This is a genomic window from Shewanella jiangmenensis, from assembly GCF_018596335.1.
In the GTDB taxonomy this organism is placed as follows: domain Bacteria; phylum Pseudomonadota; class Gammaproteobacteria; order Enterobacterales; family Shewanellaceae; genus Shewanella; species Shewanella jiangmenensis.
Genome location: NZ_JAHEPS010000001.1, coordinates 391,742 through 414,312, shown reverse-complemented (window position 1 = coordinate 414,312; position 22,571 = coordinate 391,742). Strand labels below are relative to the sequence as shown.

Annotated in this window: 13 protein-coding genes; 8 read left to right on the top strand and 5 right to left on the bottom strand. The window is 56.3% G+C overall.

All coding sequences use genetic code 11. The annotated features are described in order from the left end of the window. Positions 1–51: 51 nt before the first annotated feature. The 8 genes from KJI95_RS01825 (at position 52) to KJI95_RS01790 (ending at position 14,644) form a co-directional block, all read left to right on the top strand. Entirely contained in the window at positions 52–2,493 is a 2,442-nt protein-coding gene (locus KJI95_RS01825) for a glycogen/starch/alpha-glucan phosphorylase (protein WP_250885605.1), read from the top strand. A 23-nt stretch (positions 2,494–2,516) separates the two neighbouring features. After that, positions 2,517–3,785, top strand: a complete 1,269-nt coding sequence (gene glgC, locus KJI95_RS01820) for a glucose-1-phosphate adenylyltransferase (protein WP_214505460.1) — start codon at positions 2,517–2,519, stop codon at positions 3,783–3,785. 1 nt (position 3,786) lies between these two features. Further along, a complete protein-coding gene (locus KJI95_RS01815; protein WP_250885525.1) occupies positions 3,787–5,481 on the top strand; it encodes a glycogen synthase in 1,695 nt (564 codons plus the stop codon). A gap of 360 nt (positions 5,482–5,841) precedes the next feature. Then, positions 5,842–8,994 carry an EAL domain-containing protein gene (locus KJI95_RS01810; protein ID WP_214505459.1) on the top strand — a complete coding sequence of 1,051 codons (3,153 nt, stop codon included), beginning with the start codon at positions 5,842–5,844 and terminating at the stop codon, positions 8,992–8,994. A gap of 273 nt (positions 8,995–9,267) precedes the next feature. After that, positions 9,268–10,623 (top strand): DEAD/DEAH box helicase, encoded by a 1,356-nt coding sequence (locus KJI95_RS01805; RefSeq protein WP_214505458.1) that lies wholly within the window; start codon positions 9,268–9,270, stop codon positions 10,621–10,623. 145 nt (positions 10,624–10,768) lie between these two features. Further along, positions 10,769–11,896, top strand: coding sequence for a CobW family GTP-binding protein (locus KJI95_RS01800; RefSeq protein ID WP_214505457.1), 1,128 nt, complete (start codon positions 10,769–10,771; stop codon positions 11,894–11,896). Positions 11,897–12,066: 170 nt separating this feature from the next. Further along, positions 12,067–13,419, top strand: a complete 1,353-nt coding sequence (locus tag KJI95_RS01795) for an MATE family efflux transporter (RefSeq protein ID WP_214505456.1) — start codon at positions 12,067–12,069, stop codon at positions 13,417–13,419. Positions 13,420–13,546: 127 nt separating this feature from the next. Further along, a complete protein-coding gene (locus KJI95_RS01790; protein ID WP_214505455.1) occupies positions 13,547–14,644 on the top strand; it encodes an energy transducer TonB in 1,098 nt (365 codons plus the stop codon). Positions 14,645–14,715: 71 nt separating this feature from the next. Here KJI95_RS01790 and KJI95_RS01785 read toward each other — a convergent pair whose 3' ends face one another. The 5 genes from KJI95_RS01785 to KJI95_RS01765 all read right to left on the bottom strand — a co-directional run bounded on the left by KJI95_RS01785 (position 14,716) and on the right by KJI95_RS01765 (position 22,524). Then, complete coding sequence (locus KJI95_RS01785; protein ID WP_214505454.1) at positions 14,716–15,309, bottom strand: LutC/YkgG family protein; 594 nt, start codon at positions 15,307–15,309, stop codon at positions 14,716–14,718. A gap of 1 nt (position 15,310) precedes the next feature. Continuing rightward, positions 15,311–16,723: a lactate utilization protein B gene (locus KJI95_RS01780; RefSeq protein ID WP_214505453.1), complete on the bottom strand. Its 1,413-nt coding sequence runs from the start codon at positions 16,721–16,723 to the stop codon at positions 15,311–15,313. A gap of 11 nt (positions 16,724–16,734) precedes the next feature. After that, on the bottom strand, positions 16,735–17,478 hold the full coding sequence (locus tag KJI95_RS01775) for a (Fe-S)-binding protein (RefSeq protein WP_214505452.1): 744 nt from the start codon (positions 17,476–17,478) through the stop codon (positions 16,735–16,737). Between the two features lie 252 nt (positions 17,479–17,730). Beyond that, a complete protein-coding gene (locus tag KJI95_RS01770; protein ID WP_214505451.1) occupies positions 17,731–20,622 on the bottom strand; it encodes an FAD-binding and (Fe-S)-binding domain-containing protein in 2,892 nt (963 codons plus the stop codon). 258 nt (positions 20,623–20,880) lie between these two features. Continuing rightward, on the bottom strand, positions 20,881–22,524 hold the full coding sequence (locus KJI95_RS01765) for an L-lactate permease (RefSeq protein WP_214505450.1): 1,644 nt from the start codon (positions 22,522–22,524) through the stop codon (positions 20,881–20,883). Positions 22,525–22,571: the final 47 nt, after the last annotated feature.

The following is a 22,571-nucleotide window of genomic DNA, read 5'->3' as shown; positions in this document are numbered from 1 at the left end:
AGTACGGTTGAATCAGCTGCTGCCGGTGGCGTGCAGGTCGCTGAGCATTCGATGAAAGGTAAAAGCCGTCATGAGCCCTGCGAGCCCTGTGATGCGCTGCCCGCCTGCCTTGAGCGGCAACTGCGTTACAACCTGTGCCGGTTTGAACCCCAGGGGCAGGATTTATTTCACGCGCTCGCCCTCGGGGTAAAAGAGCAGCTTCTCGATGACTGGCGTAGCACCCGCAGCAGGGATGCCGAGGGGAATAAGCGGCAGGTGGCCTATCTGTCGCTGGAATTCCTGATGGGCCGCGCCCTTGGCAATGCGCTGCTGAATCTGGATTTAACAAAGGATGCCCGCGACGCGCTGACGCCCTTTGCCGCAAGCCTTGAAGAGATTGCCGAGCAGGAGCACGACGCCGGTCTTGGCAATGGCGGCCTTGGCAGGCTGGCAGCCTGCTTTTTGGATTCCTGCGCCAGCATGGACATTGCCGCCACAGGTTACGGCATCCGCTACGAGTACGGCATGTTCGCCCAGAAGATTGTCGATGGCTTTCAGATTGAGCGGCCGGATCGCTGGCTTAAAGAGGGCAACCCCTGGGAAGTGCGTCTGCACGCGCTGGCGGTGCTGGTGCCCTTTTTCGGCCATACCGAGTCCTATGTTGACCGCGCGGGCAGGCGGCATATCCAGTGGGTCGGCACTCAGGATGTGCGGGCCGTGCCCCACGATATGCCGGTGCCCGGTTATCGCAACGGCCGCATCAATACCCTGAGGCTGTGGAAGGCCGAAGCCACCGATGATTTTGATTTGGAAGAGTTTAATCAGGGCGACTATGCCGAAGCCGTGGCCCGTAAGAACCTTGCCGAGCAGATCACCATGGTGCTCTATCCCAATGATGCCAGTGAAAACGGCAAGGAGCTTAGGCTGCGCCAGCAGTACTTTTTGTGCTCGGCGAGTCTGCAGGACATGCTGCGCCGCCATATTGCCCGCTTTGGGGATGACTTGAGTCAATTTGCCAAACACAACGTGGTGCAGCTTAACGACACCCATCCGGCCATTGCCGTGCCTGAGCTGATGCGGCTCCTTATCGATGTGCATTGCCTTGAGTGGGATGAGGCCTGGGCAATCACCAGCGCCACCATGGCCTACACCAACCATACCCTGCTGCCGGAAGCGCTGGAGTGCTGGAGTGTCCGTATGCTGGGGCACATGTTGCCGCGGATTTTGGAAATCATCTTTGAAATCAACGCAAGATACCTGGATTTGGTAGCCCACCACTGGCCCGGCGATGCCGACATGCTGGCCAAGATGTCGATTATTGAAGAGGGCAGCGAACCCCGGGTGCGGATGGCCTACCTTGCCATTGTCGGCAGCTTTTCAGTCAATGGCGTGGCGGCGCTGCACACCGAGCTTTTAACCCGTGGTCTTTTCAAGGATTTTCATGCCCTTTGGGCAGAGAAATTCAACAATAAAACCAATGGGGTTACCCCAAGGCGCTGGCTGATGGCCTGTAATCCGCAGCTTGCAAGCCTTATCGACCGCCGCCTTGGCAGCGACTGGCGCGACGACTTAAACCGGCTTTCAAGCCTCGGCGCCTTTACCTCGGACACTGACTTCATCAAGGCCTGGCGCGGGGTGAAAACTGCCAACAAGGCGGCACTGGCGGCCCTCGTTGAACGTGAATGTGGCGTTACCTTCGACACCCAAATGCTGTTCGATGTGCAGGTTAAGCGCATCCATGAATACAAGCGCCAGCTGATGAATGTGCTGCATGTTATTCATCTCTATCAGCGGGTGCTGAAGGGCGATACCCAAGGCATGGTGCCCCGCTGCGTGCTGATTGGCGGCAAGGCGGCGCCGGGTTACGCCACCGCCAAACTCATAATCAAGCTTGCCGGTAATGTGGCCCACATGGTTAACAGCGACCCCCACGTTGCGCCCTGGCTGCGGTTTGCCTTTTTGCCCAACTACAACGTGAGCGCCATGGAAGTGATAGCCCCGGGCGCAGATTTATCGGAGCAGATTTCCACCGCCGGCAAAGAAGCCTCCGGCACCGGCAACATGAAATTCATGATGAATGGTGCGCTCACCATGGGCACCCTGGATGGCGCCAATATCGAAATTCTGGAAGCCGTGGGCGAGGACAACTTTTTCCTGTTTGGCCTCAATGCCGATGAGGTGGCAAGGATTAAGGAAGATTACCGCCCCAAAGACATCATCGCCGCTTCGCCCGCCCTTAGTAGCGTGCTTGAGCTTGTCCGCAGTGGTCATTTCAGTCTGCAGGAGCCGGGCCTCTTTGACCCTTTAATCGATGCCATCGAAAGCCCCTGGGATCAATGGATGACCGCCGCTGACTTTGACTCCTTTGTGAGCGCCCAGGCGCGCGCCGCGGCGCTTTACGCAACCCCCGACGAGTGGACGGTGCGCAGTATTCGCAATACTGCCGCCAGCGGCCGCTTTTCCTCCGATGCCACCATTGCCCGTTATCGCGACGATATCTGGCGCGGCGCCTGACAACCTGAATCAAGGAGCCTTGTATGCCCAATCACAGCCCACGCTACATCAGTAACCTGACCCGGGAAACCTATGCGCTGATCCTCGCCGGTGGCCGGGGTTCGCGCCTGTATGAACTCACCGATTGGCGCGCCAAACCGGCGCTCTATTTCGGTGGCAAGTTCCGGGTGATTGATTTTCCGCTGTCCAACTGCGTCAACTCGGGCATTCGCCGCATTGGGGTGGTTACCCAGTATCAGTCCCATTCGCTTATTCGCCACGTGATGCGCGGCTGGGGCCATTTCAAGCGTGAATTGGGTGAGTCGGTGGAAATTCTGCCCGCCTCCCAGCGTTACTCCCAAAGCTGGTATCAGGGTACGGCCGATGCAGTGTTTCAGAATATCGATATCATCCGCCACGAGCTGCCCAAGTACGTGATGATCCTCTCGGGCGACCATGTGTATCGCATGGACTACGCCAGCATGCTGGCAGCCCATGCCCAGTCCGGCGCCGACATGACGGTGTGCTGTCAGGAAGTCAGTGTGGCGGAAGCGGCGGGTGCTTTTGGGGTAATGGAAGTGAGCGATGAGATGCAGGTTATCGGCTTTGAAGAAAAACCCTCTGAGCCCAAGTCATTACCCCACGACCCTGAGCGCTGCCTTGCCTCTATGGGCAACTATGTCTTCAACACTGAGTTTTTGTTTGAGCAGCTGAAAAAAGATGCTGAAAAAGCCGACTCTGATCGCGACTTTGGCAAGGACATCATTCCGTCCATCATCAGTGAGCACAAGGTGTTTGCCTACAACTTCAAAAGTGGTCTTGGGGTAGGGCAGGACTATTGGCGCGATGTCGGCACCCTCGACAGCTTTTGGCAGGCTAATATGGAGCTCTTATCGCCGGAGCCGCAGCTCAACCTCTATGACGCCAAGTGGCCCATCTGGACCTATCAGGAGCAGCTGCCACCCGCCAAATTTGTGTTTGATGATGATGACAGACGCGGCATGGCGGTGGACTCCATCGTCTCCGGCGGCTGCATTATCTCCGGCGCCCGGGTCAAGCGCAGTGTGCTCTTTAACGAGGTGCGGGTGTGCTCATACTCTGAGGTCGAAGGGGCGGTGATATTGCCCGACGTGGTGGTGCTTCGAAACTGCCGCATCAAAAACGCCATCATCGACCGGGGCTGTATCATTCCCGAAGGCATGGTGATTGGCTACAACCACGACCACGACAGGGCCCGCGGCTTCAGGGTAACCGACAAGGGCGTGGTGCTTATTACCCGCGAGATGCTCGGCCTCGCGGTGGGGTTTGAATAAGATGGCAGAGCGTAAAGAGGGTGTAGCTTTAATGCCGCAGGCTGAGCCGCTGTCTGTTCTTATGCTGGCCGCCGAGCACGGCGCTCTTAAAGGCGCCAAGGTCGGCGGCATGGCCGATGTGATTGCCGGCATAGTACCGGCGCTGGGGGCGGAGGGCATAAAGGTAAGTGTGGTGATGCCGGGCTATGGCTTCTTAACTCAGTCTTTGGGGCTTGGCGAGAGGTGCAGATTTGCGGTGCCATTTCGTCATGGTATGGAAGAAATTGCGCTTTATCAGCATCTTGATGCAGATACGGGGGAAACGGTTTATTTGCTTGAGCATCCTTTATGGCGCTCTTCCCCCGGCAGGCTTTATGTCACCAGCGCCGATGGCCGCCCCTTTGCCGACGATGCCGACCGCTTTGCACTCTTTGGAGTGGCAGTGGCCGAAGCGCTCACCCTTGGGCTTATCCCTTTGCCGCGGAGGCTGCATCTGCACGACTGGCATCAGGGCTTTTTTGCGCTACTGAGGGCTTTGGACAGTAAATATCAGTCGCTCAAGGCCATTCCTGTGGTGCTCAGCATCCATAATCTTTCGCTGCAGGGCACCCGGCCGCTTGAGCAGGAATCCTCCTCCCTTGCCGCCTGGTATCCCTGGCTTGGCTTGGGGCAGCACTCGGCGCCTGCCTGGGTGCGGGACCCGCGTTTTGGTCACTGCGTTAATCCGCTTAGGGCGGCTATCAATTCGGCCGATATGCTGCATCTGGTGTCGCCCCATTATTGCTCCGAGGTGCTCAAACCCTCAGATCCTGCGACCGGTTTTGTCGGCGGAGAGGGACTTGAAGGGGATTTGCAGCGCCTCAATGATGAGGCTCGTTTGGTCGGGATTTTAAATGGCTGCGAGTATCCTGAGCAGCCCGCTGCCGGGCGCACCGAACCTGATGCCGTTGTGGCTGCCGTCCTTGGCGCTCTTGGCAGAGCACAAGGCAGCTCACAAGGCTGCGCTGGGCCTGTCATGGCGGTGGATTTTCTGGCTGGGATCCGGCTGCAGGAAATGCAGCTTGCTTGGCTTTCAAATAGGCGCTCAGATAAGCTCGCAGATAATCACATAAACAAGCACACAGATGAGCTCGCAGATAAAAGCCAGCAGCCATTTTTGCTGACGTCGGTGGGCAGGCTGACCGAGCAGAAAGTGGGGCTGCTGCGCATGCAAATACAGGGCAAAAGCGTGCTCGAATCATTGCTTGAGACCCTACGTGACTTTGATGACAAGGCGCGCTTTATCCTCCTTGGCAGCGGCGATGTAACCATTGCCAGGGAGTTTCAGGCCATCTCGGCAAGATACAGCAACTTTTTGTTTATCAATCATTTTGATCTTGAGCTTTCGGATACCCTTTATCGCGCCGGAACGCTTTTTTTAATGCCAAGCAGCTTTGAGCCCTGTGGCATAAGCCAGATGCTGGCGATGCGGGAAGGGCAGCCGTGTCTGGTGTCGAGTGTCGGCGGGCTGGTGGACACGGTTAACGATGGCGAAAACGGCTGGCGCTTTGACGGTGAGAATAAAACCGAGCTTGCGCTTAATCTGCTTAAGAAATTCAAAACCTTGCTTGAACATTACGGCGACAGCGACTGGCTGCGGGTCAGCGCCTGTGCCAAATCGAGCCGCTTTGGCTGGGAAAGTGCCGCGCGCGCCTATCGCGAGCGGCTGTATCTTTGATGGTATAGCTTCGATGGCATAGCTTGGATGGCATAGGCTTGGATGGCGATTTCTGTGTATCTAGTTTTGACTGCCTGTTAGTCCTAAAGCCAGGCGTCTAAGCAGGGAATGCGCAGGGCAGGGTATGGGCAGGGTATGGGTAGGGTAAGATTAATCCTGGCCAGACTGAGATCCACAGCGTGATTTTTGACAGTCTGCCACGTTTGCATGAAAAGCCATTGCGCCAGGTGTTTGATGTCGCTCGCCTTCTGCTACAATTCTCTCAAGATCAACATCTTTACCCCGAGCTGCACGGGTGGCTTGGGGTAAAGCGGCTGCGCTTTGGCACCCACAGTCAACCCGGGAGATTGAAGGCAAAGCATGGATCAGGCGATTCTGTTCCCCTTGGTGGTCAATGCCGCGCTGTTATTGGCGCTGGTATTTATTTACGACGCCATACCCTGGTTTAAGCAGCAACAATTTCTTGGGCTGTGGCGGGGCGCGCTTGGTCTCGTTATAGGCCTGATTGGCCTGACTATTATGTCGTTGCCGTACGAATTCAGCGAAGGGATTTACTTCGATACCCGCGGCGTGCTCCTCAGTATCAGCGGCCTCTATTTTGGCGCTATTCCGACTATGGTTGCTGCGGCCATGACCGCAGCTTATCGCTACAGCATTGGCGGTCAGGCGATGTTTGCCGGCATGCTCGGCATCGCCTTAAGTGGCGGTATCGGCATCATGCTGCGCTACTGGTTTCGCGATAAACTTGCCGATATCAAGGGCTGGCAACTGCTGCTGATGGGGTTTTTGGTCCATCTTGTGATGCTTTTTTGCATGTTGCTGATGCCGCTTAAAGTGGCACTGGCGTTTCTGGACGCAATTTTTTGGCCTGTTGTTATTATTTGTCCGCCGCTCACCTTGCTGCTTGGCTTGATGTTGTCGCGCCGGCTCTGGCTGGAGCGTGATGACAAAATCAAGCTGCAGGATGACTTTCTGTTTCGCTCGCAGTTCAACGTAGGCAACATTGGCATTGCCATCACCTCGGTGGACAAGCGCTGGATTAAGGTCAACCCGCGCCTGTGTCAGATGCTCAAATACACCGAAAAGGAACTCCTTGGCCTCAGCTGGGAGCATATGTCCCATGCCGATGATCTGGAACGGGATTTGGCGTTTTTCACCCGTATGTTGGCGGGTGAGATAGATCAGTACGAAATCAACAAACGTTTTTATGCCAAAGATGGCAGCCTGGTTCACACCCATATGACCGTGGCCTGTAAGCGCAGCAGCGGCAAGGTGCAGCTGGTGATAGCCGGTTTTATGGATATCAGCGATCAGACCATGTCTGAACTCAGGCTCAGGGCCAGTCGCGAGCAGCTGTCACTGGTGCTTGCGTCGGCGGAGCTGGGCTTTTGGGACTGGGATTTGAAGTCAGATATTGTGGTGCGTAACGAGCGCTGCGCCCAGATGCTCGGCGTATCCATGACCGAGATGATGGACAATAACCGTATTTGGGTCGATTCGGTGCATACAGATGACCGCCTTAAACTGCTGCGCTCCCTCGATTTGCACTTAAACGGCCATACGGCCAATCATCACCTCGAGTACCGTATTTGCGCCAAAGACGGCCAGACCCGCTGGATACGTGACACGGGCCGGGTGATGCTGCGGGATGAAAACGGCAAGGCGCTGAGGATGTGCGGCATCCACATGGATATCACAGATGCGCGGCGCAATCAGGAGCAGCTGGAGCTCGCAGCTTCTGTGTACAACACCTCGACCGAAGCCATGAGCGTGATGGACGATAAGGGCAATATTATCACCATCAATGCCGCCTTTTGCGAAATCACAGGATACAGTGAAGATGAGGTGTTGGGGCAGTCCATCACCCTGTTTCATTACGAGCGCAACCCAGAGCATTTTTTCCGTGAAATGAATCTTGCGCTCATCACCACCGGCCGCTGGCAGGGCGAGATGTGGCAGCAGCGCAAAAATGGTGATGAGTATCTGGTGTGGCTCACGGTGAATACCATTTACGACAGCCACAGGCGGCCCTATCGGCGGGTTGCGCTGTTTTCGGATATCACCGAGAAAAAGGCGCAGGAGCAGCTGATTTGGCAGCAGGCCAACTATGACCCGCTCACCGGCTTACCCAACCGGCGGATGCTGCTCGATTATCTGGATAAAGAGATAGCACTTGCAGAGCGCCAGCAAACCCATTTTGCGCTGATGTTCCTCGACCTGGACTTTTTTAAAGAAGTTAACGATACCCTGGGCCACGACATGGGCGACAAACTGCTGGTGGAATGCGCCGGGCGCATTCGCGCCTGCGTGCGCGAGTCGGACGTGGTGGCGCGCCTTGGCGGCGATGAGTTCACTGTGATGATCCGCGATATCCACGACCCGCAGGGCGTTGAGCGGGTTGCGAGTAAGATCCTGAAATCCGTGGCCGAGCCTTTTTTACTTGGGCAGGATACGGCGTATATCAGTGTCAGTATCGGCATTACCCTGTTCCCTGATGATGCATCGAGCCGCGAGGCACTGCTCAAACATGCCGATCAGGCCATGTATGCGGCCAAAGAGCAGGGCCGCAATCGCTTCAATTACTTCACCCCCTCAATGCAGGAATATGCCCGCTACCGGATGCGGCTTATTCAGGATTTGCGTTTGGCGGTGGAGAAACAGCAGTTCAGCCTTAATTTTCAGCCCATAGTCCATATGGCGAGCGGCGAAGTGCACAAGGCCGAGGCATTGCTGCGCTGGCACCACAGCGAGCGGGGTTTTGTGTCGCCGGCGGAATTTATTCCGGTGGCAGAAGACACAGGGCTTATTCTCGAAATCGGTACCTGGGTGTTTGAAAATGCCGCCCGCCAGAGCCGCGACTGGCAACGAAAGTACGGCAAGCCGATACAGCTCAGCGTTAACAAGTCGCCGGTGCAGTTTCGCGATGAAGGTGAAAACTTCGAGCGCTGGGTGGGGCTGCTTAAGGAGCTTGATTTGACCGCAGGCGGCATCTGCATCGAAATCACCGAAGGGCTGCTGCTCGATGCTTCAAGCGGGGTGTCCGAAAAGCTGTTGGCTTATCGCGACGCCGGTATTCAGGTGTCGCTGGATGACTTTGGTACCGGCTACTCGTCGCTGGCGTACCTTAAAAAATTCGATATCGATTATCTTAAAATCGATCAGTCCTTTACCCGAAATCTAGAGCATGACAGCAGTGACCATACCCTGTGCGAAGCCATTATTGTGATGGCCCATAAACTGGGCATGCAGGTGATTGCCGAAGGGGTGGAAACGGCGGGCCAGCGGGATTTGCTGCTTGCCATGGGCTGTGATTACGGTCAGGGTTACCTTTACTCAAAACCACTGAGCGCCGCTGACTTTGAGGGGCAGTACCTTGCCGGCACGGATGTCGCTGGCCAGCAGGTTAAGAACCAAGATATTCGAGACCATGATGTTAGAGAAACGGAGTCTTTGACAGACACCGAGGCTGTGACAGACAACTGGCTTGCCGCAGGCACCAAAGGCACAGAGTAATCCGGCAATACACACTGCGCTTTGCAGTTTGAATGGGGATGACTATACTGCCGCCTCCCTGGCTGTGCATCTTCATACTATCTGTCAGCCCAGTCAGTTGAGCGTTTTGGAAGCCGACAGAAGCGGACAGATAGAAACTGACTGATGCAGACTGACTGATAAAATCCGACAGCGCATTGGTATAGTGCGCTCTATTTATGCCAGCTCCTTGTGGTGACAGCGGTTCTTACCCCGTCGCCTGCCTTTTTAACCCATTATCACCTGCGAGGCTTCATGGCTTTTTCATCCCTTGGCCTGAATCACACCCTGGTCACCACCGCGACCGGGCTTGGCTACCGTGAGCCGACCGACATTCAAACCCGCGCCATTCCGGCGCTGCTTGAGGGGCGTGATGTGCTCGCCATCGCCCAGACAGGCAGTGGCAAGACGGCGGCGTTTGCGCTGCCCATCATTCAGCTGCTGGCTGAACGTGAATCTGATGTACAAAAGCAGGTGCGCGCGCTGGTGCTGGTGCCGACCCGCGAGCTTGCCGAGCAGGTGGCCGGCAGCATCATTCGCTACAGTGAAGGGCTAGATCTTGTGAGCCTCGCGGTTTATGGCGGAGTGAATATCCGCAATCAGGTGCGCGCGCTTGAGCGCGGTGTTGATGTGCTGGTGGCAACGCCGGGCAGATTGTGGGATTTAATCAGCCATTTTGGTTTGTCACTCGATGGCGTGCGGCATCTGGTGCTCGATGAGGCAGACCGCATGCTGGATATGGGGTTTGCGCCGGATATCAGCCGCATCCGTACCCGCCTTGGCGAGCATCAGAGCGCGCTGTTTTCAGCCAGTTTTGCCGAGAAAGAACAGCAGCTTGCGGCGCGCTGGCTGCGCACGCCACTGACCATTGAGGCCAAACAAACCGGCGAAACCCCTGACTCGCTCACCCTTGAGCTTATTCATCTCGACCGTCGCCGCTGGGCCGAGTGGCTTGCGGAGCTTGTTGGCAAGCGCAATTATCAGCAGGCACTGGTGTTTGTGCCCACCCGCGAAGGGGTGGATGCGCTGGTGAAGGAGCTTAAGCTTGACGGCTTGCGCTGCGGCGCGTTTCACGGCAATAAAACCCAGGGCGCACGGCGCCGGGCGCTGGATGAATTCAAAGAAGGCAATCTGCGACTGATGGTCGCCACCGATGTGGCCGCCCGTGGGCTTGATATTGCCAATCTGCCTGTGGTGATAAGCCTTGGTATGCCACACAGCGAAGAAGATATACTGCATCGCCTTGGCCGCAGCGCCCGTGCGGGCCGCGAGGGGCATGCGATTGTGGTGCTTGAGCGCGATGACAGGGCGTCGCTGGCGCTGCTTAAAACGCTCTGCCCGGATTTGCCGGAGGCGGTAACGCCTGCAGGCTACGGCCCCAAAGACCCGTTGCCGGAGCGCTATCGCGATGCGGCGCCAGCCAAGCCGTTTCGCCGTACCGGCACAGGTAAATCTGCTGCTGGCAAATCTGGTGCTGGCAAATCCGGTGCCGGAAAAGGTACTAGCAGCAACTCTCACCACCCCGGCGCCAAAGGGGCAAACGCAAACCGGGCGGCTAAAAAGCCATTTTCGTCGGCGCGAAAGCCCCAGGGCAACAATAAGTCCAAATGATGGAGTAGAGGCCTCAGGCCTTATGAGGCTGGATGATTTTAGACCTAAAGCCTTTTGGCTAAACCAGAGTCTCAGGCCATCTGGCAGCCCGTGATTATCGAAGCGTTTTGGGGCATCAAACCTTTTTCGGAGCAAGGAGTACCGAATGCTGCTGGCAAATATTCCGGTGAATCTTATCACCGGCTTTTTGGGTTCAGGTAAAACCAGTTTTATCAAACGTTTGCTTGAACAAAAGCCCGAGGGTGAACGTTGGGCCGTGCTGGTCAATGAGTTCGGCGAAATAGGTCTTGATGGCGCGCTGCTTGGCCAGGCCGACGGTGTCAGCATTCGTGAAGTGCCGGGCGGCTGCCTTTGCTGCGCTGCCGGTGTGCCAACCCAGGTGGCAATTGCCCAGTTGCTTCGAAAGGCAAAGCCGCATCGACTCTTGATTGAACCGACCGGACTTGGCCATCCGGACAAGATTTTAGCGGCGCTGCAAAACGATGAATACCGCGATGTACTCAAGGTGCACGCCACTGTGTGTCTGGTAGACCCCCGAAATCTTAACGACAGCCGCTACACCGGGCATGAGCTTTTTAATCAGCAGCTGCTGGTGGCCGATCTGGTGCTGGCGAGCAAGGCCGATTGCTACGATGACATGGCGCTCTCAAACCTTAAGGCCTACCTTGACGGCCTTGGCAGTGATGCCCTTGTTCTGCCCCACAGCACTGCCAATGAACTCGGCGAGCCGCTGCTGCGAGCATTGTCCACGCCGCCTGCTAAAAAACGTGGTGCAAAGATGCAGAACGCATCTGCACCAGCACCAGCAATTCGCGGCGTCGGGGCGATTCAAGCAGCTCAGGTAACTCACGCAACTCAGGTAACTCACGTAACTCAGGCACAGCCCGTCCGTCCGATTGGCTTAAAGATGGCACGCAGCCTGTTTGATGCGCCGGATACAGCCGATGAAGTAATGGATTTTAACGAGCAGGGCTTTAGTCGTAAAACCCATGAAAGTGATGGCTTTTTTTCCTGTGGCTGGTGTTTTTCACCCGATTGGCGTTTTGATTTTGATGCGCTGCTGGCCGTTTGTGACGCTACGCCCACACTTCGCCTGAAAGCCGTGATGATAACCGCCGATGGCATTTTGGCGATAAACCGGCTCGAGGAGACGCTAAGCCTCAGTGAGCTTGATGATGCGATGGATTCACGCATCGAGTTTATCAGCCGCACCCCGCTTGACTGGGACGCGCTTGAGCGGCAACTGACTGCAGCAACTGATGGCGGCCGCTGACTCTCAATGATTGCCGATACTTGGCGCTGATAGCCTTGGCGTGGGCGCGTGAAGGCTGAAACGAGACGACATAGCCGGTATCAGCCAAATTGCTGGCGGATTTAAGGTTTCATCCGTTACAATCGTTTTTTGCTGTAAAAAATATAAATCATAAAAACAGAATATAAAACATGAGCCATAGCCATACCCAAGACCTGCTGCAGGCCCCCGTCTCGCGCCTCTTTTGGCGCTATACCCTGCCCACAGTGGCCTCCATGCTGGTTACTGGGGTGTATGTCACCATTGATGGCATGTTTGTTGGCCACTTTTTAGGTGAAACCGGGCTTGCGGGCATTATGCTGGCTTACCCGGTAGGGGCTGTGCTTTACGCTGTCGGTGCCATGATTGGTATGGGCGCCGGTGCGCTGATGTCGATTCGCCTTGGAGAGGGAAAAACCGATAAGGCGCGGCAGCTTCTTGGCAACGCATTTACGCTTATTTTGCTGGCGGCGCTGTTTTTTACGGTTGTTGGTTCCTTAAGCTCGCGGCATATCCTTATCTGGCTTGGCGCAGAAGGCGAGGTGCTTGAAAGCGCCCATGAGTACCTGTTCTGGTACTTTGCCCTGTGTATTTTCCCGCTGATTTCCATGGCCTTTACCACACTGCTGCGTAACGACGGTCGCCCTGCCTTTGTGACCTGGGTACTGATTGCCGGCGGTGTGATTAATACTGTGCTGGATTACCTTTTTATCGTGGTGTGGAACTATGGCCTGGCCGGTGCATCCATCGCCACCATGCTCTCTCAGGCCGTGACCGGGCTTTTGTGTCTGCAGCATTTTTTCTCGCCCCGGACTCAGCTTCGGATAAGCCTTGCGCAAATGCGCCTTACCCTGGATAACTGCCTTAATATCGCCCGGGTTGGCCTGCCAAGCCTGTTGATGAACCTCTATTTATCTATAGTGCTGACGCTGCACAACACGGCGCTTTTGTGGGTTGGTACCCCGCTGCATGTAGCCGCCTACGGCGTGGTGAGTTACACCGAGGCGTTTTTCTATCTCATTTTTGAAGGCATAGCCCTTGGCTCGCAGCCGGTGCTCAGTTTTAACGCCGGCGCCGGACGCTTTGACCGGGTACGTAAAATTCGCCGGCTTGCTATGATGGTGACTCTGCTGATGGCAGGGCTTGGGCTGATATTTATTTACGGCAAGCCCGAGTGGGCGGTGTTTATTTTTGCCGGTGATAATCCGGCCTTAAGCCCGGTTGCCATTGAAGGCATGCGGCTGTATTTCTGGGGACTGCCTTTTGAAGGCATGATTTTGGTGGGCGCCAGTTTCTTCCAGGCCATTAACCGGCCAAAAGAGGCCTCCATCCTCACCGGTACCAAACTGGTGCTGATTGGTCTGGTGATTTACAGCTTTGCCTGGGCCTTTGGCGTGCCGGGGGTGTGGGTGTCGCTTGCTACTGTCAGCGGCTGCCTGACACTGTGGATGCTGTGGCAGATGGCAAAAATTGACCGGCAATTGAGTAATATCGCCGCTAAATAGGCCGCTTACTGTAGCTGTTTGAAAGCGCTTGTAAGTTGTTGTCAATTTGTTATATTTGCCTCATTTTTGAGCTGTGCCCAACAAGGTAAACATAACTTAAAGTCATGACGATAAGGACATTACTATAATGACAACCCCATTGAAGCTTGCGCCGTTGCTGCTCGCCCTGAGTGCATCTGCTCTGAGCGCATTAGCCCCGTTTGCCAACGCCGATGATTTTTCCGCTGCCTTCAGCCGCTATCAGCAGGCCTGGAGTGCAGGCCACAACGCCGAGGCCCGCAGTCATGCCGAAACTGCCTATCAACTTGGCGAAGCCAAATTCGGCAAAGACAGCCTGGATTATGCCAATCTGGGTTTGAATCTCGCCAAGGCGCTCAGAAGCGATAATTCGGGCGATATTGAAGCTGACCGAAAGCGCGCCGCCGAGATTGCCAGCATGAGTGTTGCCAGTTATGAAGCCAGGTTTGGCAAAGAAGCGACCAATCTTATCGAGCCATTGATGGTGCTCGGTGATGTGACCCAAGACAGCAAAACTGCCAAGGATGCCTATCAGCGCGCGCTGGAGATTGCTGAAGATTCGGGAAAGGATGAGCTGCTCGCCATTACCCGCTTGAACGCTTTTAAACGCCTGGCCAGCACTGAGTTCTACAACGCCACTGTGTATGGCTATATCAAGGATGCCCACGAGTATCTTGCTGCCAAGCATCCGGCCAACAGCACGCTGAGGCTTGAAGCCACTTACCTGCTGGCCAGTGCTTATTTGGGCAATGGCAAATACGGCAAGGCCGAGCCGCTGTTTCTTGAAGTGATTGAACAGTACAAGGTGCTCAACTATTCCCATCCCTTTGCCCTTGGCGCTCACAGTCGTTTGGTTCAAGTCTATGAAAAGCTTGGTGAGAGGGATAAGTCGACCGAGCACTGCATTGCCATCGGCAGTATGAAGCCCTGGGATGACAATCAGCAACAATTGCCGCTGTTTCGTAAGGAGCCTGACTATCCAATTGAGCTTGCCAAACGGGGCAAGAGTGGCTGGGCAGAGCTTAGCTTTACCGTTGATGAGATGGGGATGGTCAGGGAGCCAAAAATCCTCAAATCAGCGGGCGGCAAAGCCTTTGAAAAAGCGTCTTTGGAAGCCCTGAGCGCCTGGCGATTTGCCCCTAAGTTTGAAGATGGCAAGCCGGTGAAGGGCGAAAGCACGGTTCGACTGGACTTTATGATCCATTAACGGCTCGCCAATAAAAGGTGATAAACAAAACGCCGCGAATTCGCGGCGTTTTTGTTTCTCGAAAGCGAGCGCTAAATCAAATACAGCGCCAGGCTACAGGCGCCGTGGGCACCCACCACCAAGGCTTGCTCGATATCGGCGGTTTTGGATGGTCCGGCAATAAAGACCCCAAAGCCCAGTTCATCTTCAAGCTTACCGATACGGCCCATAGCCTGATGCATGTCGGCGACTATGGCATCGCGGCGCACCACCAGCAGCAGATTCTCACAGATAAAAGGGGCGATGCGGGCGGCCTGCTCACCCTGGCTTAACGCCGCTTCCGTCACCCAGACAGCGCCGTTTTCTGCTACTGCGAGCTCGCCGGGGATAACCGCAAAATCCACATCCGCCAGGGCGTGGGGGGACGCGGTGAGCTCACGGTTGCCGGGCACGCCGTCTACCAGGGACAGCACGACTTTGCCTTGTGCCATCAGGCTTTGGGTGTGCGCCTTTAACGCCTCAATGCCGCCCGGCTCCAGTTTGCCTGCCACTGTGGCGAGGTTGGTTTCAAGGCGGCTTTCAAGCTCCACCTGGGACAGCTGATTGCCGATGCTTTTAAGCTCAGGCATGGCCACATCCGCCATGGCGGAGGTTTTCAGCGCATCGAGAATGGCTTGCTTGGACATATCAGTTCTCCCCCTTGCTGTTCTTGGTGCTCTTTACCAAAAGCTCTGGCCGATTTTTCTTAAGCCAACCCTCGAAGCTTGAGCCCGGCGCTGTGGGCAGCTCACGGTATTTGCCCCAGGCGCCACTCATGGGTTTGAGCAGGCTGTGGGGCAGAATGGCCAGCGCGGTGCGCGCCGCTGCCATACCAGTGTTTAACAGGGTTTCGCTTGCCATAAAACGGCCGACCAGCGGCATGTAGCTGCCTTTGCCATAGGGCAGGCTGCCACGTTCGGCGTAGAGACGGCGACGGTGGAAAATAATCTTGTCCAGCGGCACCTTGGTGGGGCAGACAAAGCTGCAGGAGCCACACAGGGTGCAGGCCCAGGGGCTGGAATGGGTTTCATCCTCATCGGCGCCCACGGCAATACCGATGGGGCCGGGGATGGTGTGACCATAGCTGTAGCCGCCACTTCGGCGGTACACAGGGCAGGTGTTGAGGCAGCCACCACAGCGGATACATTTGAGCGCTTCGCCCAAAATCTTGTCGCGCATCATTTCGCTGCGGCCATTGTCCACAATGATGATGTGCATCTCGCCGCCGGCTTTGGCGCCGCGGTAGAGACTGGAATAGGTGGTGATTGGCTGACCAGTGGCGTTGCGGGCCAGCATCCGAAGGAGCACAGCTGCGCTGTCCATGTCCGGTACTATTTTGTCGATGCCCATGGAGTGCAGCTGCAATTTGGGCAGGTTGGCGCCCATATCGGCGTTGCCTTCGTTGGTGCACACAATCACGGCGCCTTCGCTGGCCACGGCCATGTTAACCCCGGTCATGGCCGCATCGGCGCTCAGGAACTGCTCCCGCAGGTGGGCGCGGGCGGCGCGGGTCAGGCGGGTTGGGTCACTTTGACCCTTGGGGGTGCCAAGCTTGTCGTGAAACAGCTCGCCCACTTCCTCTTTTTTCATGTGGATGGCAGGCACCACAATGTGCGAGGGCGGCTGGTGATTGAGCTGAATAATGCGCTCGCCAAGGTCGGTGTCGATGACCTCGATGCCATGACCTTCGAGGAAGGGGTTTAAATGGCACTCTTCGGTGAGCATCGACTTGGATTTGACCAGTTTTTTCACCTGATGGCGCCTTAAAATCTCCAGCGCGATACGGTTGTGCTCGGCGCCATCTTTGGCCCAGTGCACCTGAATGCCGCGCTTGAGGCAGTTGGCTTCAAAGGTTTCCAGATACTGACCAAGATGGCTTAAGGTATGCAGCTTGATTTGGGAGCCAAGGGCGCGCAGCTCCTCCCACTCGGGCAGGCTTCCGGCGGCGCGGTCACGCTTTTCACGCAGCACCCACAAGGCTTTGGAGTGCCAATCGACCCGACTCTCATCGCGGCAGAAAATCTCGGCCGCCTTGGCATGGGTTTGTACTTTTCGCTCCATGACGACCTCCGTTACAGCGCCAAATCAAGAATTTGGGCAAGGTGGCGGGTTTCGATGGCAAGGCCCTTACGGCGGATGGTGCCATCGAGGTGCATCAGGCAGCTGGGGTCAAAGCCTACTGCATAGTCCGCGCCTGTGTCGGCGTGGGCCTGGGCCTTGTCTTTGCCCATCTTGGCAGACACCGAGCCTTCATCCACGCTGAAGGTGCCGCCAAAGCCGCAGCATTCATCACGCCGCTCCGGGTAGCAAATCTCAACGCCGTCGATACGTGACAGCAGGGCTTCCATCTTGTTGTAGCGCGGCCCCATGTACTCAGTGGGCGCGGCCAAATCCAGCATACGGATACCGTGGCAACTGAGCTGCAGGCTGAGCTTTTTATTGAGTGGTCTGCGAAAGGCCGTTACGGGCGCCACATCGTGCAAAAATTCGGTCAGTTCAAACAGCTTGTCGATAACGGCTTTGGCTTCGGCGCTTTTATCGAATTCATGGAAGTTCTCTTTGGCTGCCACCAAACAGGACGCCGCCGGACAGACAATGGCGTCGCACTCCACGCCTTTGAAGGCGTTCAGCAGTTTCATGGTGGTGTTTTTGGCTTCGTTGAAGCAGCCAGAGTTGGTCATGGGTTGGCCGCAGCAGGTTTGGCCTTGGGGGAAGATCACCTGATGACCCAGTTTTTCCAGTACCGACAGGGTTGCCACTGCAACCTCGGGCATCATCTGGTTTACCAGGCAAGGCGTGAAGAGGGCTATTTTCATCTTGTTGGTCCCGTTGCCGACATGCAATTTAGCGGGCCGCTCGGGCGGCCTCTGTGGACATTCAAAGGGGTATGCCAAAGATGCATAACCCCTATGGCATTTCACTATAGGCCTAAAACCCCATTCAAAACAGTGGTATTTCAGTAAATGCGAGATTGCTTTTTTGCAAAAATGCAAAAGTTTTAATGCGCTGATTTAAAATGAAAAAGGCCGCAATTCTGCGACCTTTTTTGATGAGGTTTAACGTGCGGATCAGTTACCGCGGCTACATTCTTCCACCAGATACACCAGGTGGCGGTAGGGGATGCCGCTGTGCTTGCCAAGGCCAACTTCACACATACGGTTGGCGTAGTAGCCTTCCTTCACGCCGACCGGCAGCAGCTTTTTGATATTCCGAAGCGCTACCTCGTTGATTTCAGGCTTGTAGAGGCCTTTCTCTCCGGCATAACCACAGCAGTCGATACCTGCAGGACGGTGCACCTGTTTGGCACAGAGCTGGGCGATGGCCTGCATCTTATCTTCCACCTTGAGGTGTTTGGCGCTGCAGCCCAGGTGCAGGGTAACCACCTCCTTGGGGCTCAGAGTCAGGCGCGGCAGCACTTCATCATGGAGGAATTCCACCAGATCGAGGATTTCAATATCCGGTTCGCCGCCCAGGGTGCGCTTGGTACAGGAGAGCGCATCGACCAGGACCTTGAGCTTGCCGTTATCGGATTTGGCTTTAAGTGCCTCAATCAACTCGAGCCGCTTGGCATCGGCGTTCTTGAAATCGCCCTTGGACTCCCACATCTGGCCGCAGCACAGGCTTCGGCCGTGCTCGGGTACCACCACATTGTAGCCGGCGCGCTCAAGCACAGTTACCACTACCTCAGGCAGCGGCCGCTTGTCGGTATCGAGTGGCGTGGGGCCGAAGGTACGACCGCCACAGGCGGGGAAATACACCAAGGTTTCGCGGCCGGGCTTGGGCGCCGACACCTTCGGCAGGCTGCCGCCTTTGGGGAAACTTGGGTCCCAGTAGGGCACTTCTTTGGAGATCATCCGGCCGAATTTCATCAAGCCCGAGGTGAGGCTGTCGCCTGTGATGCGATGGATAACGCCAAGGGCATCGAATCCTGTGCTTATCACCTGATTCACGGCGCCAAAGTGCTTGGCCTGGAAGTCGAGTACCTTTTGCTCTGTGGTGCTGATGTAGGGGGTGCGAAGCTTGCGCACCAGCTGGCCCATGCTGTTGTCCACCGGGCAGGCGATGGTACACAGCTGACAGGCGGCGCAGGTATCCACCACATCGTATTTGGCGGCGGCGCGAAGCTCTTCGGCAGCGGCGCTGTCGCCAGTTTGCTCTAGGCGGCTGATTTCCCTGAGGGTCGCGATACGCTGCCTTGGGGTGAGGTTAAGGGCCGAGGTCGGGCAGGTCTTTTCACAAAAGCCGCACTCGATACACTTGTCCACCAGGTCGTCCACCACCGGGCAGGGCTTGATGTTTTTCACGTGCACCTGGGTGTCGTCATTGAGGATAACGCCGGGGTTTAACATACCTGTCGGGTCAAACAGCGCCTTGATGTTTTTCATCAGGGTGTAGGCATCGCTGCCCCATTCCATTTCCACAAAGGGCGCCACTGCGCGGCCGGTGCCGTGCTCGGCCTTCATTGAGCCGTCGTAGGTGTGGATGACCATCTCGGCCACATCCTGCATAAAGCCGTGGAAGCGGTCGATGTCGGCCTGGGTGGCGAAGGTGGGTGTGATGATAAAGTGGAAGTTCCCCGCCAGCGCATGGCCGTAAATCACGCCTTCGGGATAGCCGTGTTTATGGAACAGCGCCGTTAAATCCCTGGCGGCTGCCGCCAGGTGTTGCACTTCAAAGGCCACGTCTTCGATAATGACCGAGCTGCCCTTGGGCCGCTCACCGCCAATAATCGGGAACAGCCCCGAGCGCATCGCCCAGTACTTGCTGTAAACGGCTGCATCGGTACTGAATTCAATGGGTTGCCAGGTAGGAATGTGGGCAATCTTGCCAATCACTTCGTCTGTGTAGGCTTTAAGCGTTTGCGCATCGCTGGCGCGGGACTCAATCAGCAAAATTGCCGCGCCTTCGGGCAAGTCTTTAAGCCATAGCGGCATGCCTTTTTTGCCGGTCACAGCCTTGATAGAGGCCCAGTCCAGCAGCTCGGCGGCGGCGACACTGTCGCCAATCAAAAACGGAATGGCGCTCGCAGCATCTTCCATGGAGAAGAACACCGCCATGGCAGAGGCCTTGAAACGGGCTTCATCCACTGTGTGGTAGGTCACTTCATCCACAAACGCCAGGGTGCCTTCGCTGCCCACCATCAGGTGATTCAAAATATCGAAGGGCTCTTCAAAATCCACCAGGGCATTGAGGCTGTAGCCTGTGGTGTTTTTAATGGCGTATTTTTTACGAATGCGGGCGGCGAGGGCGTCGTCGGCTTTGACCATGGCAGCAAGCTTAGCAAGGCCATCAAGCAGCTCAGCATGACTTTGACGAAAGCAATGCCGCGATGTGTCACAGCCGGTATCCAGCGCTGTGCCATCGGCGAGCAGTAGTTTCATCGAGGCGACTGTCTGATAGCTGTTTTGCGCGGTGCCGCAGCACATGCCGGAGGCATTGTTGTTGACTATGCCGCCAATCATGGCCGAGGCGAGGGTGGCGGGATCCGGGCCGATTTTTTTATCCAAAGGTTTAAGCGCCGCGTTGGCGTCAGCGCCGATAACCGCAGCCCCCAAAGTGACCTTGGTGCCATCGTCGCTCACCTTTACCGCTCTGAACCCATCGTGACCAAGTTTCAGCAAAATCCCCGGGCCGATGGCCTGGCCCGACAGACTGGTGCCGGCGGCGCGAAAGGTCACAGGGGCGCCGTGCTTGCGGGCCAGGCTTAAGGTGGCCTTCACCTGCTCAAGATTGTCGGCGTGGACCACCACTTCGGGCACGATGCGAAAGTAACTGGCGTCGGTTGACCAGGCAAAGCGGCGCACCGGGTCGCGGCTTACCGCCTTCTCCCCGAGACTGGCTTTAAGCTCAGTGGAGAGGGTTTCATAGTCGATTATTTTGGAGACTATGTTTTTAAGCTCCACGGCGGCCTTGAGCCCTGAAGCGGTTTTGGGATCTACAGTGTTGTTATCGACAGACATAATGTGCTCTCTACACTCAAGCGACTGTAATCAGTCGGGCGTTGAAAGTCGCCCAAGAGTCTTGGGCGCTTTTTAATGGCCTGTAGTTCGCTCTGATGGCGCTTTAGGCAGGCTCTTCTATTTGTTGCGTTTTATCTTGATGCTGCTTTTAAAGATCTGCTGCTTGTAAATCGATGCGGCGTATTTACGAAGTCCTTGCCCGCCTTGTGCCTTAATCGGCACATTAGGCGGGCAAGAGGTGAGCAAGGCAATTTGCGCTTAGAATCCGCCCCACAGCGCCGCTATTGTGCCCGCAACCAGGGCATAGCCCAGAGCCACCGGCATGGTCTTACGGATGATTTCAGACTCGCGGCCCGCCATACCCACCACTGTAGCGGCGGCAACCACGTTCATCACACACATCATGTTACCTGCGTTGGCACCAATACCCTGCAAGGCCAGCGTCAGCGCATGGTTGGCGCCAATGTTATCGGCCACGCTGTATTGAAGCCCGGAGAACATCATGTTGGAGAAGGTGGCACTGCCAGACAGAAACGCGCCGAAAATCCCCACCACGGGTGCCATCCAGTTCCAAACCGCGCCCATGGAGCCTGCCAGCATGTCGGCGAGCGCCACCGGCATAGAGGCAAGACCTGCCTCATTGGCGCCCGAGTTCAAAAAGATTTTTACCATGGGCACAGAGGCACCAAGGGAAATCACGGTCGGTACCATCGACTTAAGTGACACTGACAAGGATTCACTGATGGCCTCGCGGCGCATCTTAAAGAGTACAAATCCAAGCACACACACCAGCACGAAGAAGGCGCCCGGCGCGTACAGCGTGGCGAAGCTTGCCTTAAGTTCGGTGCCCAAAAGATTGGTCCAGCTCAAGTTAAAGCTGTTAAGCCAGCTTTTGAGCGGCGCTATGGTGCGGCTTGCCACCAAAAGGGCTGCCATCACCAGATAAGGAGTCCAGGCCGCAAGCTGGCTGAAGCGTACTTCGCCCTGATTGGCTTTGGCGTCGCTGCTCTCGTCGGTTTCGAAATCATGCCAGGGGGTGCTTGGCAGCAGCCAGCCTTTGCGGGCAACCGGAATGACCAGAGCCATGCCAATCAGGGCACCAATCACAGACGGGAACTCAGGCCCGGCCAGATAGTTGATGGCCCAGGCCGGAACCGTGAAGGCAAGGCCGGCAAAGAACGCAAATTTCCAAATCGCCAAGCCTTCGGCAAAGGACTTGTTGCGGCCAAAGAAGCCGGTCAGCACCATCACCATCACCAGCGGAATAAGGGTGCCGGTAACCAGGTCGATACTTATCATGTGCATGGCGATAAAGCGGGCGTAGTCGCTGAAATGGCCGCCATGCTCGGCGATTTGCGCCGCCGCCATGCTGCTGCCGCCTTCAATCAGTCCTTGTTCCATCCCAAAGAGTACCGGCAAACCTATGGCACCGAATGACACACTGGCCGAGTCGGCAATAAGCGCCACCACGGCTGCGGCGACCGGCGGAATACCGAGCAGCACCAACAACGGCGCGCCAATGGCGGCTGGGGTGCCGAAACCTGCCGAGCCTTCAATAAAGGCGCCAAACAGCCAGCAGATGATGATGACCTGTACCCGCGCATCGGCGCTGATATTGGTAAAGCCGGCGCGAATGGTGTCCATGGCGCCTGAATATTTGAGGGTGTTCAGCAAAAACACTGCGCCAAAGATGATAGACAGCGGCGTCAGGGCCGACAGCAGCCCTTCTACCACAGATGCACTCAGCATCTTGAGATCCATCTGCCACACCAGCACGGCGGCAAGGGCGGTGACCAGCGCCGAGATTGGCATGGCCTTGGATGCGGGGAGCCGGAGCAGCACCAGGAACAGCATTACGCTTATCACAGGTGACAGGCTGGCAAGAAGTTGAACGAAAGTCATGATTGCCTCTTCTGGGGTTGCTTGTGTTGCCGGCGAGCCGGCTTATC

Excerpts from the sequence above, each read along its gene's own strand:
- KJI95_RS01825 (WP_250885605.1), top strand. The coding sequence starts at position 52 with ATGAAAGGTAAAAGCCGTCATGAGCCCTGCGAGCCCTGTGATGCGCTG.
- glgC (WP_214505460.1), top strand. The coding sequence starts at position 2,517 with ATGCCCAATCACAGCCCACGCTACATCAGTAACCTGACCCGGGAAACC.
- KJI95_RS01815 (WP_250885525.1), top strand. The coding sequence starts at position 3,787 with ATGGCAGAGCGTAAAGAGGGTGTAGCTTTAATGCCGCAGGCTGAGCCG.
- KJI95_RS01810 (WP_214505459.1), top strand. The coding sequence starts at position 5,842 with ATGGATCAGGCGATTCTGTTCCCCTTGGTGGTCAATGCCGCGCTGTTA.
- KJI95_RS01805 (WP_214505458.1), top strand. The coding sequence starts at position 9,268 with ATGGCTTTTTCATCCCTTGGCCTGAATCACACCCTGGTCACCACCGCG.
- KJI95_RS01800 (WP_214505457.1), top strand. The coding sequence starts at position 10,769 with ATGCTGCTGGCAAATATTCCGGTGAATCTTATCACCGGCTTTTTGGGT.
- KJI95_RS01795 (WP_214505456.1), top strand. The coding sequence starts at position 12,067 with ATGAGCCATAGCCATACCCAAGACCTGCTGCAGGCCCCCGTCTCGCGC.
- KJI95_RS01790 (WP_214505455.1), top strand. The coding sequence starts at position 13,547 with ATGACAACCCCATTGAAGCTTGCGCCGTTGCTGCTCGCCCTGAGTGCA.
- KJI95_RS01785 (WP_214505454.1), bottom strand. The coding sequence starts at position 15,309 with ATGTCCAAGCAAGCCATTCTCGATGCGCTGAAAACCTCCGCCATGGCG.
- KJI95_RS01780 (WP_214505453.1), bottom strand. The coding sequence starts at position 16,723 with ATGGAGCGAAAAGTACAAACCCATGCCAAGGCGGCCGAGATTTTCTGC.
- KJI95_RS01775 (WP_214505452.1), bottom strand. The coding sequence starts at position 17,478 with ATGAAAATAGCCCTCTTCACGCCTTGCCTGGTAAACCAGATGATGCCC.
- KJI95_RS01770 (WP_214505451.1), bottom strand. The coding sequence starts at position 20,622 with ATGTCTGTCGATAACAACACTGTAGATCCCAAAACCGCTTCAGGGCTC.
- KJI95_RS01765 (WP_214505450.1), bottom strand. The coding sequence starts at position 22,524 with ATGACTTTCGTTCAACTTCTTGCCAGCCTGTCACCTGTGATAAGCGTA.